Annotated in this window: 16 protein-coding genes; 3 read left to right on the top strand and 13 right to left on the bottom strand. The window is 41.1% G+C overall.

Features of this window, described 5'->3' with window-relative positions:
- Positions 1 to 620 precede the first annotated feature (620 nt).
- The 6 genes from hemW to KO511_RS18815 all read right to left on the bottom strand — a co-directional run bounded on the left by hemW (position 621) and on the right by KO511_RS18815 (position 5,214).
- Positions 621 to 1,799 carry a radical SAM family heme chaperone HemW gene (gene hemW, locus KO511_RS18840; protein WP_215988939.1) on the bottom strand — a complete coding sequence of 393 codons (1,179 nt, stop codon included), beginning with the start codon at positions 1,797 to 1,799 and terminating at the stop codon, positions 621 to 623.
- A 12-nt stretch (positions 1,800 to 1,811) separates the two neighbouring features.
- Complete coding sequence (locus tag KO511_RS18835; RefSeq protein WP_215988938.1) at positions 1,812 to 2,417, bottom strand: XTP/dITP diphosphatase; 606 nt, start codon at positions 2,415 to 2,417, stop codon at positions 1,812 to 1,814.
- 28 nt (positions 2,418 to 2,445) lie between these two features.
- Positions 2,446 to 2,877, bottom strand: coding sequence for a DUF4426 domain-containing protein (locus KO511_RS18830; protein WP_215988937.1), 432 nt, complete (start codon positions 2,875 to 2,877; stop codon positions 2,446 to 2,448).
- A gap of 177 nt (positions 2,878 to 3,054) precedes the next feature.
- The gene (locus KO511_RS18825) at positions 3,055 to 3,612 is read right to left on the bottom strand and encodes a YggT family protein (protein WP_215988936.1); all 558 of its coding nucleotides are present in this window, start codon (positions 3,610 to 3,612) and stop codon (positions 3,055 to 3,057) included.
- A 39-nt stretch (positions 3,613 to 3,651) separates the two neighbouring features.
- Positions 3,652 to 4,470, bottom strand: a complete 819-nt coding sequence (proC, locus tag KO511_RS18820; protein WP_215988935.1) for a pyrroline-5-carboxylate reductase — start codon at positions 4,468 to 4,470, stop codon at positions 3,652 to 3,654.
- 24 nt (positions 4,471 to 4,494) lie between these two features.
- A complete protein-coding gene (locus tag KO511_RS18815) occupies positions 4,495 to 5,214 on the bottom strand; it encodes a YggS family pyridoxal phosphate-dependent enzyme (protein WP_215988934.1) in 720 nt (239 codons plus the stop codon).
- 24 nt (positions 5,215 to 5,238) lie between these two features.
- Between KO511_RS18815 and KO511_RS18810 the strand changes: the two genes are divergently transcribed.
- A complete protein-coding gene (locus KO511_RS18810) occupies positions 5,239 to 6,276 on the top strand; it encodes a type IV pilus twitching motility protein PilT (protein WP_215988933.1) in 1,038 nt (345 codons plus the stop codon).
- Between the two features lie 11 nt (positions 6,277 to 6,287).
- Complete coding sequence (locus KO511_RS18805) at positions 6,288 to 7,394, top strand: PilT/PilU family type 4a pilus ATPase (RefSeq protein WP_215988932.1); 1,107 nt, start codon at positions 6,288 to 6,290, stop codon at positions 7,392 to 7,394.
- A 19-nt stretch (positions 7,395 to 7,413) separates the two neighbouring features.
- Here KO511_RS18805 and ruvX read toward each other — a convergent pair whose 3' ends face one another.
- From ruvX to rsmE, 4 genes are read right to left on the bottom strand one after another with little or no spacing between them, the layout of a single operon-like run.
- Complete coding sequence (ruvX, locus tag KO511_RS18800; RefSeq protein ID WP_215988931.1) at positions 7,414 to 7,836, bottom strand: Holliday junction resolvase RuvX; 423 nt, start codon at positions 7,834 to 7,836, stop codon at positions 7,414 to 7,416.
- A 17-nt stretch (positions 7,837 to 7,853) separates the two neighbouring features.
- Positions 7,854 to 8,417, bottom strand: coding sequence for a YqgE/AlgH family protein (locus KO511_RS18795; RefSeq protein WP_215988930.1), 564 nt, complete (start codon positions 8,415 to 8,417; stop codon positions 7,854 to 7,856).
- A gap of 56 nt (positions 8,418 to 8,473) precedes the next feature.
- Positions 8,474 to 9,424, bottom strand: coding sequence for a glutathione synthase (gshB, locus tag KO511_RS18790; RefSeq protein ID WP_215988929.1), 951 nt, complete (start codon positions 9,422 to 9,424; stop codon positions 8,474 to 8,476).
- 12 nt (positions 9,425 to 9,436) lie between these two features.
- Positions 9,437 to 10,168 (bottom strand): 16S rRNA (uracil(1498)-N(3))-methyltransferase, encoded by a 732-nt coding sequence (rsmE, locus tag KO511_RS18785; RefSeq protein WP_215988928.1) that lies wholly within the window; start codon positions 10,166 to 10,168, stop codon positions 9,437 to 9,439.
- Positions 10,169 to 10,457: 289 nt separating this feature from the next.
- Between rsmE and KO511_RS18780 the strand changes: the two genes are divergently transcribed.
- Positions 10,458 to 11,069: a LysE family translocator gene (locus KO511_RS18780; RefSeq protein ID WP_215988927.1), complete on the top strand. Its 612-nt coding sequence runs from the start codon at positions 10,458 to 10,460 to the stop codon at positions 11,067 to 11,069.
- 18 nt (positions 11,070 to 11,087) lie between these two features.
- On the opposite strand, the gene KO511_RS18775 is transcribed toward KO511_RS18780, so the two are convergent.
- From KO511_RS18775 to metK, 3 genes are all read right to left on the bottom strand, one after another.
- The gene (locus KO511_RS18775) at positions 11,088 to 11,576 is read right to left on the bottom strand and encodes a SprT family zinc-dependent metalloprotease (protein ID WP_215988926.1); all 489 of its coding nucleotides are present in this window, start codon (positions 11,574 to 11,576) and stop codon (positions 11,088 to 11,090) included.
- Between the two features lie 64 nt (positions 11,577 to 11,640).
- On the bottom strand, positions 11,641 to 12,438 hold the full coding sequence (locus KO511_RS18770; RefSeq protein WP_215988925.1) for a DUF2189 domain-containing protein: 798 nt from the start codon (positions 12,436 to 12,438) through the stop codon (positions 11,641 to 11,643).
- A 266-nt stretch (positions 12,439 to 12,704) separates the two neighbouring features.
- A complete protein-coding gene (gene metK / locus KO511_RS18765) occupies positions 12,705 to 13,859 on the bottom strand; it encodes a methionine adenosyltransferase (protein WP_215988924.1) in 1,155 nt (384 codons plus the stop codon).
- Between the last annotated feature and the right edge of the window lie 335 nt (positions 13,860 to 14,194).

The raw sequence follows: 14,194 nt of genomic DNA, 5'->3' as shown, positions 1-14,194 counted from the left end.
ACTATCCAATATGAACAGTATTGATTTGAAGCCTATTGAAATTAAAAAAGTGTTTGTCGTTAAGTTTTGATTAGAGTGACAATGGTGAATATTGCACTTCTCCTCGTTATGGCTATCTACTGTATTGTTAATTCCTGAATCAGAATTGTCAGCGTCAACATGGAGGTGGTGTGTGGTATTATTTGAAATGTTTGAATTATCAACAATTAACTCAAATGTCGCAGATGAGATAGATATCGTCATGATAAATATGATTAGAAATATTTTTTGTGATATTTCATTCATCTAAAAACCACTTATTCATCTAAAAACCACTTATTCATCTAAAACCAATTAGTCGATAAACCTATCTTAGCTTTTATAAAGAGAAGTAAGTGTTTACGTCCCTCTAAATATATAATAATAAATATTATACGTTTGGACGTACGATTGAGAGAAAAGTTCCTAGATAAATTATACTTTGTACAAGTTAGAACTGTAAATTGAGACCCTTACTGTAGTTATCGGTCCAATAGATATTGCTTCTATCAATAGCTGACTTGGGTTATAGAAAGCGTTAGACAATGGCAGTAAGCCTAAAACACAACGAGTGATGTAGCTTAATTGTGTTTTGCTTTGATTTATTCAGAATCGACCATAAAAGCCTCTAGCAAGTCATTAAGAAAGAGTTTGCCTTTCTCTGTGACTTGCCAGTGTGTTTCACTTTCGTTGATGTAACCCATATTAATTGCCCAATCTATAGTGGTTTTTATGGTTTCAAAACCAAGGCCCGTGGTGTCGAGGAAGTCTTGTTTAGGGCAAGCTTCGATGAGACGAAAGCGATTCATAAAAAATTCAAACGGGCGATCTACTAGTGCAACCTCATCTTCGCTGTAAAGATAGGGTTTGACCATATTGTTGTAGGCTGCAAGATAGCCTTTAGGATGCTTTATCTTTGTCGTGCGTATTATCCGACCATCTGCAAAGCTGACTTTACCATGAGAACCGCAGCCAATCCCTAAGTAATCTCCAAAGCGCCAATAATTGAGGTTATGTTGGCATTGATGATTAGGCTTGCTGTAACCAGAGATTTCATACTGCACGTAACCGGCTTCGGTAAGCTTCTGGTGTCCTTGTTCAAAAATATCCCACAACGCATCGTCGTCAGGCAAGGCTGGGCGTTTGTAATGAAACAGTGTGTTGGGCTCAATGGTCAATTGATACCAAGACAAATGAGGAGGTGAGAGTTCAATCGCTTTTTCTAGGTCGTTTAAAGCTTGATTAACAGATTGATCAGGTAAACCGTGCATTAAGTCGAGATTAAAACTATTTAAGCCAATTTGATGAGCAAGATTTGCCGCATTGACGGCTTCCTTTTGGCCGTGAATCCTACCCAGCTTGATGAGCTTGGATTGCTCAAAGCTCTGTACACCAACTGATATACGCGTGATCCCCGCTTTTTGGTAACCTACAAAGCGCTCAGCTTCAATCGTGCCCGGATTGGCCTCCATGGTAATCTCAATCTCAGCTTTAAATGGAATTCTGGCTTCAATTCCTTGCAGTAAATCTGCTATTGCTTGGGCTGAAAATAAACTTGGGGTACCACCACCAATAAAAATCGAATGTAGAGGGCGCGAATAATTTTTTATCTGGTACCGCTCAATATCGGTATCTAAGTCTTGCAATAATCCCGCAATATACGCTTGCTCTGGGATCTCTGTTTTTAGGGCATGAGAGTTAAAGTCGCAATAGGGACACTTTTGTACGCACCACGGAATGTGTACATAAAGGCTTAGCGGAGGTGGTATTAATTGACTCATTTCAAACTGGGTTTACAGAGGTTGGAAAGATAATTGGCTAAAGAGCTTTTGCAGAGCTTTGCCGCGATGTGAGAGTTGTTTTTTACGCTGTGGTTCAAGTTCTGCTGAGGCGCAATTGTCTTCGGGGACAAAGAAAACAGGATCGTAGCCAAAACCATTTTGACCATGAGCATGGGTTAGGATTTTTCCTTCCCAAGTACCGTGACAAACAATTGGTGTAGGGTCGAACTCGTGACGCATCATAACTAACACGCAGTGAAACCTAGCGCTTCGCTGGTGTTCTGGTACATTTTGCATGGCAGCAAGTAATTTATCTATATTCTGTTTATCTGTAGCGTCTTCGCCAGCGTAACGAGCAGAATATACGCCTGGTGCACCTTTAAGAAAGTCGACTTCCAATCCAGAGTCATCAGCGATAGCTGGTAGTCCAGTTTCTTTAGCTGCATGTCGAGCTTTAATAATTGCGTTTTCAATAAACGTTGTTCCTGTTTCTGCTACTTCTGAGATGTTAAATTCACTTTGGGCAAGGACATCAAAGCCGTAATTTTCAATAAGTTTAGCCATCTCCCGAACTTTTCCTTGATTACCTGTCGCGAGAACAATTTTTTTTGTATTCATGATATTGCCTTAATAGTAAGTGTGGCTCTTACTCTTCTACATAAAATTTTTGAGAGAACTTTAACCTTCCAGTGCCTTTATTACCAGCATTGATATCAATATTAAAAGTAAGATTTTCTTGATCAGAAATGGAAAATTCGGCCAAGTAGTAAATGGCATTCCCTTCTTTTACTTCCGTAAACTCCAGCGTTTTTATTTGACCAATTAGGTTTTTAGCATGGCCTGTAATTTTTGCAGTCGTAGCGGGTTTTCCAGCTTGATAAGTATCGAGTACACTAATATTCAAAATCGCCGAGTAGCCATTACGCTTAAGCTGGTAGTTGCTGGCGACTTTCGAGGTAAGAAAAGTTGAATTAAACGCTGAGTAATGAACTTCAATGTCTTTGATGGTTTTAAACTGCCCAGCTGAGCTTGCAAAGGAAAAGGTACTGGCGAGTATTAGCATGACCCATATTTTCATGTTCTTCCCTATATAAACTATTTTGATATGTAATGGTGGTATTTAACCTAATGATAGATTTATGATGATGACTTCTCAGCGGTATGCTGTGGTTTACCGTGCTACGAGAATAAAGTAAAAGCCATCAATGATGGCTTTTACAAATGTAATCATTGTTTAGTGTACAGCACTTAGTCGTTACAACTGATACCATATTGATCCAATCAGATCGCCCATTAAGAAATTAGCGAACTGTAAGCCAATAAAAAGCACTAGTACGCTTAAATCAAACCCGCCCATAGCGGGAATGATTCGTCTTATTGGTGCCAACATAGGCTCGGTTAATTGATGGAATACATACTCAACTGGACTACGGCCTTGGCTCACCCAGCTTAAAATGGCACGAATAAGCAGTACCCAAAATAATAAACCTCCAGCAGCTTTAATAAGAGAGAGTAGGCCTAGGTATAAGAATTCAGCACTAAAAGATACTGAACCATTAGAGGCAATGAAAATCAGTGCAACAAATTTGAGAATGCAAAGCACATAGGCAAATAAGACGGTTGCTAGGTCAAGGTTACCTAAGGAAGGGATGACTCGGCGAAGTGGGGCCACCACAGGTTGAGTCGCTTTGATAACAAATTGTGAGAATGGATTGTAGAAGTCTGCACGAGCAGCCTGCAACCAAATACGTAAGATCACTACCATAATGTAGAGATCAAACAGGGTGGAAATTAGAAAACTCATTGAATTCATAGATTACCCTTAATTTCATAGAGCCAAAGCTCAATCGGATTAATATAGTTTTTCCATCTCTTCGGCACGTGTAACAGCGGCTTGCATTGCTTTTGCTACTATATCCGAAAGTTGATGTTGGTTAAATGTGCGTAGTGCTTCAGCTGTGGTGCCACCTTTAGAAGTGACCTGTTCGCGCAATGTCGATAACTCTATTTCTGGATTCGTTACCACCATTTTCGCAGCACCTAATGCAGATTGTTGAACCAATTCGCGAGCGGTTTGTTTATCAAAACCTTGAGCGATAGCCTCGGCTTGCATGGCTTCCATAAACAGAAAAAAATAGGCTGGCGCACTTCCGGCTGCTGCAATGATATTATTGATGCCACTTTCTTTCTCTACCCAGCAAGTTTTTCCAACCGCACTCATCAAAGAGGTGGCAAAGGATTTATCGGCATCATTTACTCGCTCAGGTGCAAACATGCCACTCATACCGAAACCGAGTTGTGATGGCGTATTTGGCATGACACGAATAATATTTAAGTTGTGATCAAGCATTTCACATAGACGTTGGCAGCTAACTCCAGCAGCAATCGAAATCACTAGCTTATCAGACCAATCGACAGATTGTAGAGTAGAGCATACCTCTTGCATCATCTGTGGTTTAACCGCCAAAATCACCACATTTGCTTGTTTAGCAGCGCTAATATTGTCGCTGGTGGTGTTAATTGAAAACTCTTGCTCTAGTAGTAAGCGCCTTGTATCTGAAGGCGCTGTAGCTGTAATATATGAAGGATTGTAGCCCCCTGATACCAAGCCAGATACAATAGCTTTAACCATGTTACCAGCGCCAATAAAGGCAATTTTTTTATTTTCCATTTATTCAATTCTTTTTATTTCGGTTTAAGCCTTATTGCTATAGTCACGAGCACCAAAAATTGCTGTTCCAATACGCACCATAGTGCTTCCAGCTTCAATAGCAGGTTCCATATCACCACTCATTCCCATCGAAAGCGTATCAAGGGGAAGGGTTGGGAAGCGCTTCACAAGCTTGTTTTTTAGCTCAGCTAATTGGGTAAATGCGGCCAATTGTGACTGATAGTTAGAAACATTAGCAGGAATCGACATCAACCCTCTTAAAGTGAGGTTTGGTAGTGAAGAAATCAACTCTGCTAAGGCAAAGATTTCGTCATATTCACTTGTTCCAGATTTTGAGCTCTCACTACTGGTATTCACCTGAATCAGTACCTGAATCGGTGGCATACCTTCTGGCCGTTGGTCATTGAGACGTTGAGCTATCTTAGCGCGGTCTATGGTATGTACCCAAGCAAAGTTTTCAGCCACAAGACGAGTTTTGTTGGATTGTATTGGGCCAATAAAGTGCCACTCTAATGTTAGATTAGGATGATTTTCAGAAAAATAAGCAATCTTATCAATACCTTCCTGAACATAGTTTTCACCAAAGGCTATTTGGCCAGCGTGAACTGCATCCAAAATAGCTTGCTTGGGTTTCGTTTTACTTACCGCCAGAAGTTGCACTGAGCCCGTAGGGCGTCCACACTTTTGTTGTGCCGCTGTAATCTGTGAGGTGATCTGTTCAATATTTTGTTGAATATTACTCATAGCTAACTTTAGTAAGGATTTGAAATGGATATCGCTGAATTACTGGACTTTAGTGTAAAGCATAATGCGTCAGATCTACATCTTTCTGCTGGAGTATCTCCGATGATACGTATTGATGGTGATGTAAGAAAGTTAGGTGTGCCCGCTTTTAATCACTCTGAGGTCCACCGGTTAGTGACTGAAATCATGAATGACTCTCAACGTAGTGAATTTGAGGAACATTTAGAAATTGATTTTTCTTTTGAGCTGCCAGATGTTGGACGTTTTCGGGTCAATGCATTTAATCAGTCGAGAGGATGTGGTGCGGTATTTCGTACGATCCCGACCGTCATTCCGACTTTGGAGCAGCTAGAGGCTCCGGCAACTTTTGAAAACATCGCCAATATGGAGAAAGGCTTAATTCTTGTGACTGGGCCTACTGGTTCTGGTAAGTCCACAACACTTGCCGCTATGGTAGATTATATTAATCGTAACCATAACAAGCATATTCTGACGATTGAGGATCCGATCGAATTTGTGCATGCTAACAATAAATGCTTGCTAAATCAGCGTGAAGTCCACAAAGATACGCATAGCTTTAATAATGCTTTGCGCAGTGCTTTGAGAGAAGATCCTGATGTTATTTTGGTTGGTGAGCTGCGAGATCAAGAAACTATAAGCCTTGCTCTTACCGCAGCAGAAACTGGGCATCTGGTGTTTGGTACTTTACATACCAGTTCTGCAGCCAAAACTATCGATCGCATCATAGATGTATTCCCCGGTAGTGATAAAGGTATGGTTCGCTCCATGCTTTCGGAGTCTCTCAGAGCGGTAATAGCGCAGAAATTACTGAAAAAAGTTGGTGGGGGACGAGTAGCTTGTCATGAAATCATGATGGCGACGCCTGCTATCAGAAACTTGATTCGTGAAGATAAAGTCGCTCAGATGCAATCCGTTATTCAGACGGGTGCAGCTCATGGCATGCAGACTATGGAGCAGCATTCTAAGCAATTGATCGCTCAGGGACTGGTTGATGCGGAAGAGGTGGCGAAAAAAATTGAAGCTGAGTCTGGGATAATATGAGAGAGGATGTGATGGATATCAATGCTTGCCTACAAGGTATGTTGAGTGAGAAGGCATCGGACTTATATATTACTGTCGGCGCTCCTCTTCTATATCGAGTTAATGGTGATTTGAAACCGCTTGGTGATAGTTTGTCACAGCAAGCAGTATCGGCTTTATTACATAGTGTTATGGATGAGAGTCGCCAGAGTGAATTTTCTCAGAGTCGAGAAGCTAATTTTGCGATTGTAAAAGACTTTGGTCGTTTTAGAATCTCAGCTTTTTATCAGCGTGAGCTACCGGGAGCAGTGATTCGTCGTATTGAAACAACTATTCCCACCTTTGATGAGCTTAAATTACCTGAAATATTAAAAGATTTATCCATAGCTAAGCGTGGTTTAGTCTTGGTTGTTGGTGCGACTGGATCGGGCAAATCAACCACTATGGCTGCAATGACTGGGCACCGAAATAATCATAAAAGTGGGCATATATTAACGGTTGAAGATCCAATAGAATTTGTCCATGAGCATGATAAATGTATCGTTACTCAGCGAGAAGTTGGTCTTGATACAGACAGCTACGAAGTCGCCTTGAAAAACTCTTTGCGACAGGCACCTGATATGATCTTGATTGGTGAGATTAGGTCTCGGGAGACGATGGAGTTTGCGATGACGTTTGCGGAAACAGGCCATCTTTGCATGGCAACGTTACACGCGAATAACGCTAACCAAGCTCTTGAGCGTATTCTTCACCTTGTCCCTAAAGAACAAAAAGAGCAGTTTCTATTTGATCTTTCTATGAACTTAAGAGGCGTGGTTGCTCAGCAACTACTGCGTGATAAACATGGCAATGGTCGCCACGGCGTCTTTGAAATTTTGCTAAATAGCCCTAGGGTTTCGGATTTAATACGTCGTGGTGATCTACATGAACTCAAAAACACCATGGGTAAATCGCAGCAATCGGGAATGCAGACCTTCGATCAGGCTCTATATCAATTGCTTATAGACGACAAAATAGCAGAAGATGATGCGCTTCACAGTGCCGACTCAGCAAATGACTTGCGCATCATGCTTAAAACTCAACGTGGTGAGAGTTTTGGGGGGGGGGCTTTAGCTGACGTCAAAATCGATATGGATTAACTAGCTCAAAATGCTCTAGCTAGCCATATTGAGCTTCAAACCAACTCTCAAGAATTATGACTGCCGATTGACAGTCTACATTGCCCTTAGTAAGGGCTTTGTAACCACCGAATTCAAAGAGATCAGCACGAGCTTCTGTGGTTGAAAGTCGTTCGTCATGAAGCTCAACAGCTACACCAAAGCGACCATGTAGTCTATTGGCGAACTTCTTTGCTCTTGGAGCAATGCTGTCAAGATCTTTTCCGTGAAGATCCGTTGGTAAGCCGACTACCAGTAATGTCGGCTGCCATTCTTTAATCTGTTTTTCGATGTCGCCCCAATTTGGAATGCCATCTTTAGCTTTAAATGCTTTTAGTGGAGAGGCGGTGCCTGTTATTTCTTGGCCTATGGCACTACCGATACTTGTAGTGCCAAAGTCAAAAGCCATAATTGTTCTAGACATAATGATAAATAATAATTTTAAGCGTGGCCAATATCACTTGAGAGTTGAGAGGCATCAATACCAAGCATTTGTACTGCTTTCTGCCAACGCTCATTGATAGGAGTGTTGAACATGACAGCAGGGTCAGCTTCAATAGTCAACCAAGAATTCTCAGAAAGCTCTATTTCCAGTTGACCAGGCTCCCAACCTGAATAGCCTAAAGCGACAATATATTCTGTGGGTTCTTCTTCTGTTCCGAGTACGGCAAGAATATCTTTTGAGGTTGTGACCGATATGTAGTCAGTCATTTTTATACTAGATTCATAGTGATCTTTTGGCTGGTGAAGAATAAATCCTCTATCACCTGATACGGGCCCACCATTAAGAACTGGTTTCTCAAGGCTACCGACTTTGAGTTGAGGTTGCGTTGTTTCGACATCGACTTGTTTAAGCATTTTACCCACAGTGATATCGATAGGAGCATTAATCATTAAACCCATGGCTCCGTCATCATTGTGTTCACACACATAAATGACACTACGTTGGAAGTAGGGATCTTTCATTCCCGGCATCGCAACTAAAAAGTGGTTGGTTAAATTCATAGTTACTCCAGATTAAATTAGGTGCATATTGTGCACCTATAGTCCTTTTTAGGCAGTTACTGTTTTTTTATGCGGCATTCTATCGCATCCATTAACTTGCCTGTGATTGAGATATCAAACGCAGCCTCAATTTCACGAATACAGGTTGGGCTGGTTACATTTATCTCAGTCAGCTTATCCCCTATGACGTCCAGACCTACAAATATCAAACCCTTTTCTTTAAGTGTAGGCGCTACTGCTGCAGCAATCTGTTTATCTGTGTCAGTAAGTGGTCTTGCTTCACCTGTTCCACCAGCGGCAAGATTACCACGAGTTTCACCTTTGGCCGGAATACGAGCGAGACAATACGGCATTACTTCACCATCAACGATCAGGATTCGTTTGTCACCATTGCTGATATCTGGAACAAAGGTTTGCGCCATTGCGTAACTCTGGCCATGGTTGGTCAAGGTTTCGATAATCACAGACACATTTGGGTCTTCTGCTTTGACACGAAATATTGATGCACCTCCCATGCCATCTAATGGTTTTAGGATCACATCTCCATGTTGTTGACGAAAATATTTAATTTTTTCTGCTTTTCGGGTGACTATAGTGGTTGGTGTCAAGTCAGGGAACCACGCAGTAAATAGCTTTTCATTACAATCACGTAGGCTTTGAGGTTTATTGACGATCAAACTACCTTGCAGCTCTGCTCGTTCCAGAATGTAAGTTGCATAGATGTATTCTGTGTCAAATGGAGGATCTTTACGCATCAATATTACGTCAAGATCGCCAAGTTTAACGGTTTGTTGCGATTTAAACTCAAACCAAGAATTTGGGTCTTCTTTTAGTGAGACGACCTTAGTGTCAGCGACTGCTATTCCTTGATCAAGGTGAAGATCGGCCATCTCAATATAGTGTATTTCATAACCGCGACGTTGGGCTTCAAGCATCATAGCAAAGCTTGAATCTTTCTTGATGTTAATGGCCTCTATCGGGTCCATAACAATACCTAGTTTGATCATTTTCTTCTCCAGTTAGCCAAGATCACCAAAGCGAACTTGCAGGGCTGTAATTGCGGTTAGGGAGGCCGTTTCTGTGCGTAATACTCGAGGACCAAGCAGAATTTCTTCAAATTGAAAGCTTCTTGTTTTTTCAATTTCTTGACTAGACAATCCACCTTCTGGGCCAATGAGAAGTCGTACTTTTTCAACAGGTGTGGGTAGAGTATTTATTGAGTATGTTGCTCTTGGGTGTAAATTGAGTTTTAAACCATCATACTTTTCGCTGCACCATTGTTCCAATGACATAATAGGCCGGATCTCAGGGATGGTATTTCTACCTGTTTGCTCACAAGCACTAATTGCTACTTTTTGCCATTGAGACAATTTTTTGTCAAAACGTTTTTGATCCAGTTTTACGCCACACCTTTCAGAAATCAAAGGCGTTATAGTGTTAACACCGAGTTCAACCGACTTTTGGATTGTGAACTCCATTTTATCTCCACGCGAGATCACTTGCCCTAAATGGAGATCAAGTGGTGATTCGTTGCTTTGTTCAATACGCTCGTTCACTTCAACTATGATGGATTTTTTTGTTATTTCATTGATCACGGCAGGAAATTCTGCACCTAGGCCATCAAAGAGTATAATCTCATGTCCAGCTTTCATTCTCAGAACTCGCCCCACGTGGCCTACTGCATCTTCGCTGAGGGTTAAATGACCAAGTTGAGTGATTGCTTCAGGGTGATAAATTCGTGGGATTCGCATCGGATATATCCGGTCATAGAAGGGTAACTGAACCCCTAACATGGATGCATCACGTTGAAAAAACAAGGGGTAAAGTATCGAAATTGGCGATGGAGGATAAGTTGTTAAATTACCATGGAAAAATCAACCCCTGTATAATTCACATATCTATTTATCGTTTTTCATTTCAATTATTTAACTGCTAGATCTATTAATTTACTCATCTTTATATGAAAATAGGGCCTAAATTTAGGCATGACTTGGCGCTTGTAAGTAGGTTTAGTTGTGGCTGTTTATATATGGAAAAAATATGGACAATTACATCCTTTACTTATGTTTGGCCGCCGCTACTATATGCCTACCTGGTCCTGCTGTAATGCTTACTTTGAATAACTCAGTGCGAAAAAATAAGAAGCAGGTATTTAGTGGTATTTTGGGTATTGCGACTGCCATTCTCTGTATTTCCGCTGTATCGGCAACTAGTTTAGGGGTTATTCTTACACAATCTGCTTTTGCTTTTAGTCTGATTAAATTTTCTGGGGCTATATATTTGCTGTATTTGGGTATAAAAATGTGGCGGACAAATATTTTATCTGAAACTAAGTCTAATTCTAACTGCGAGTCCATTTATCGATGCTTTTGCGAAGGTTTTTTAGTGTCAATTTCAAACCCTAAAGCGATTGTATTTTTCATGTCAGTATTCCCACAATTTATAGATACATCGAAAAACTATACTACGCAACTAACTATCATGGCGATTACATTTAGTTGCCTCGTTATATTGATTCATAGTGCTTATTCATTCATTGCGCATAAGGCAAAAGCTAAACTATCAACGGCAAAAAATAAGGTAAGATTGAACAAATTTAGCGGTGGTGTGTTTATTGGTTTTGCAGTTGGCTTAGCTTCAGCAAATAAATAGAAAACACCAGTAATGAAATCACTGCTCGATGTATATTAAAGTTTTCTGACAGAGTTTGCAGCGATAGTGACTTTGACTGCGCTGGATCTTGTTGTGACGCCTTACGGTGAGTAGATGGCTCTGACATCCACACCGGTAGTCAAAGACTTGCCCTTGCACTGACGTTAGGGCGAAATCATGAGTGGTTTTAGCGGCGACTCCAAACACTGATTCCATCACAAGTTGCCATTCCTTACCATGAGGTTTTACTTTGCCATACACTTGATATGTGATTAAGTGAGCCACTTCGTGTGGAATGACGTCATTTAGGAAAGCTTGCTGATTTTCGATGAAAAGAATGGGGTTGAGGCGAATCTCATTGAGTTGTAAGTAGGCTTTACCGGCAGCTTTTCCTCTTAGTTTGTAGTTCAATTGTGGTATGGAGAATGATTGCTTAAAATTTTTTTGAGCTTTGATTACATAATGTGCTGCAACTCTTTGTGCGCGGTATATAAGTTCTTTATCCAACCCGACTCCCAATAAATTCGCCCCTGCTTATGAGGCGAATCATATAATGGATTAAGGTTTCGCGCTAATGATGCTTTTTCCTTATTGCATCATGATAGGCGTGCCATGTACCGTAACCTAGGATGGGTATGGTGAAAAACATACCAATTCCGTAAGTAGCGAATCCAATTAAGATACCACCACAGATTATTGCAGCCCAAACTATCATGGTTGGTATGTTTGATTTCACTGCGTTGAAGCTAGTAAATACGGCTGTCATCATGTCGACTCGACGTTCCATCATCAATGGAATAGAAAAGGCTGAGATGCTGAATACAATAGCGGCCAACACACTACCGACTAAAGAGCCAATCACAAGAAAAGGTAGAAACTCAGTGATAGGAGCCCCTTGTACTGAAGGATATAGCGCATGTAGCAGCGCTGCTATTCTCATCCAGAAAATCATACATACAGCGAGTAGTACTGCAAATGCCCATTGTGAAGAAGAATTTCGACCAATTGCTTTCATAGAGTGCAATAAACTGGGTTTATGACCTTTCTCCAGTTCCCAGCTAGCGTCATATAGACCTAAAGCAAGGAATGGTCCTATTAGTCCAAATACAATCAAACTAGGCATAACAACCAAGTGGGTACCTTGCCATTGCACCAGTAGAACTATTCCTACTGCTGATGCCATGAAGCATAAGCCATAGAATCCGCTAATTAAGGGAATACGTATAAAGTCTTGCAAGCCAAGTGACAGCCAATGAAAGGGCGCTGATATACTGAGCTCATTACATGGGATAGTACGTGCATATTCACTGTCAGGCACGGGCTTTTGTTTTTGGTCCAAATCTTCTTGTTCGTTCACCGTACGAGGCATACATCCTCCTTGATCGATTCTCAGTCGTAGGGCACTTTGCTTTGAAAGTGACGTGTGGGAATGCGATGCTCGGCTTTACTACTTGTTGATAAGCTGTGCATCTGTATTTTATTGGGTGATAAGAAACGCTCAAGCATCTCTTAACGTTTTGTTAACTATTGACCCCATAACAAAAAAATACAAATTTACTGACTGCTTTTTGTGGCATAAAACAAAGGGCTTCTGGATAACCAGAAGCCCTTTGTTAATAAGTTAGCGAAATTAAACTAGTTTAAACCAGCGAATTCACGTAATAGAACGGCTTTATCAGTGGCTTCCCATGGGAATTCTTCACGACCAAAGTGACCATATGCCGCCGTCTTTTTATAAATTGGTTGAAGAAGGTTAAGCATCTCTTGAAGGCCATATGGACGTAGATCAAAGTGTTGACGAACCGCCTCAACAATGATCTCTTTTGAGACTCTTTCTGTACCAAATGTTTCAACCATAATTGACGTTGGATCTGCAACACCAATAGCATACGACAACTGAATTTCACAACGTTCAGCAAGCCCCGCAGCAACAATATTTTTTGCTACATAACGAGCTGCATATGCTGCGCTGCGGTCTACTTTCGATGGATCTTTACCAGAGAAGGCTCCGCCACCATGACGCGCTGCGCCACCATAGGTGTCGACAATGATTTTACGACCAGTTAAACCGCAATCTCCCATCGGCCCACCGATAACAAAACGGCCTGTTGGATTGATGAAGAAATTGGTCTCTTTATTTAACCATTCGGAAGGAAGTACAGGTTTGATGATTTCTTCCATCACGGCTTCACGCAGTTCAGGAGTTGAAATAGAATCACTATGCTGGGTTGATAGTACAACAGCATCTATACCTACAATCTTACCTTGATCATATTGGAAAGTTACCTGAGATTTAGCGTCGGGTCTAAGCCAAGGTAATGTGCCGTTTTTGCGTACTTCAGCTTGTCTTTTCACCAGTAGGTGAGAGTAGGTAATTGGTGCAGGCATTAACACATCAGTTTCATTGGTCGCATAACCAAACATGATGCCCTGATCGCCAGCGCCTTGTTCTTTCGGGTCGGTTTTATCAACACCTTGGTTAATATCAGGAGATTGTTTACCGATAGTGTTTAGGATTGCACAAGAATCGGCATCGAATCCCATTTCTGAATTAATGTAACCGACTTCGCGAATAGTTTGGCGAGTCAGCTCTTCAATATCTACCCAAGCTGATGTAGTAATTTCTCCCCCAACCATTACCATGCCAGTTTTTACGTATGTTTCACACGCAACACGGGCTTTAGGGTCTTGTTCTATGATCGCATCAAGTACTGCGTCAGAAATCTGGTCCGCAATTTTATCAGGGTGACCTTCTGATACTGACTCAGAAGTAAACAGGTGTTTAGCCATGATAGCTCCGCTTTAATTTGGGGGTTGTGTGTGTCTATCCACTAGAATAGTATGAATAATAGTAGGTGTTTCTACTTCTAGACGTCTATTTTAGTTTTCCTCATACCAATTTCAAGCATTTTTTTTATTTATTACATGTCCAAATGTTGGTATTTGTCAGTACAATCATTATTGAGTTTTATGTTATCTGTTGAGGGTGTGCAATAAGAGTACTTTCAGTAAGTAAAACGTTTGCAGTGTTTTGGACGCTTTGAGAGAATAAAAGACCATCAAATCTGTTTTCGCTTAATGCACTCAGGAGCAAACATGTCTTCCCGTAAACACTTAGCTAATGC

The organism is Vibrio hepatarius (genome assembly GCF_018860525.1).
Taxonomy (GTDB): Bacteria; Pseudomonadota; Gammaproteobacteria; order Enterobacterales; family Vibrionaceae; genus Vibrio; species Vibrio hepatarius_B.
The sequence above is the reverse complement of the archived record's forward strand: the minus strand, read 5'-3'. Positions and strand labels throughout refer to the sequence as shown.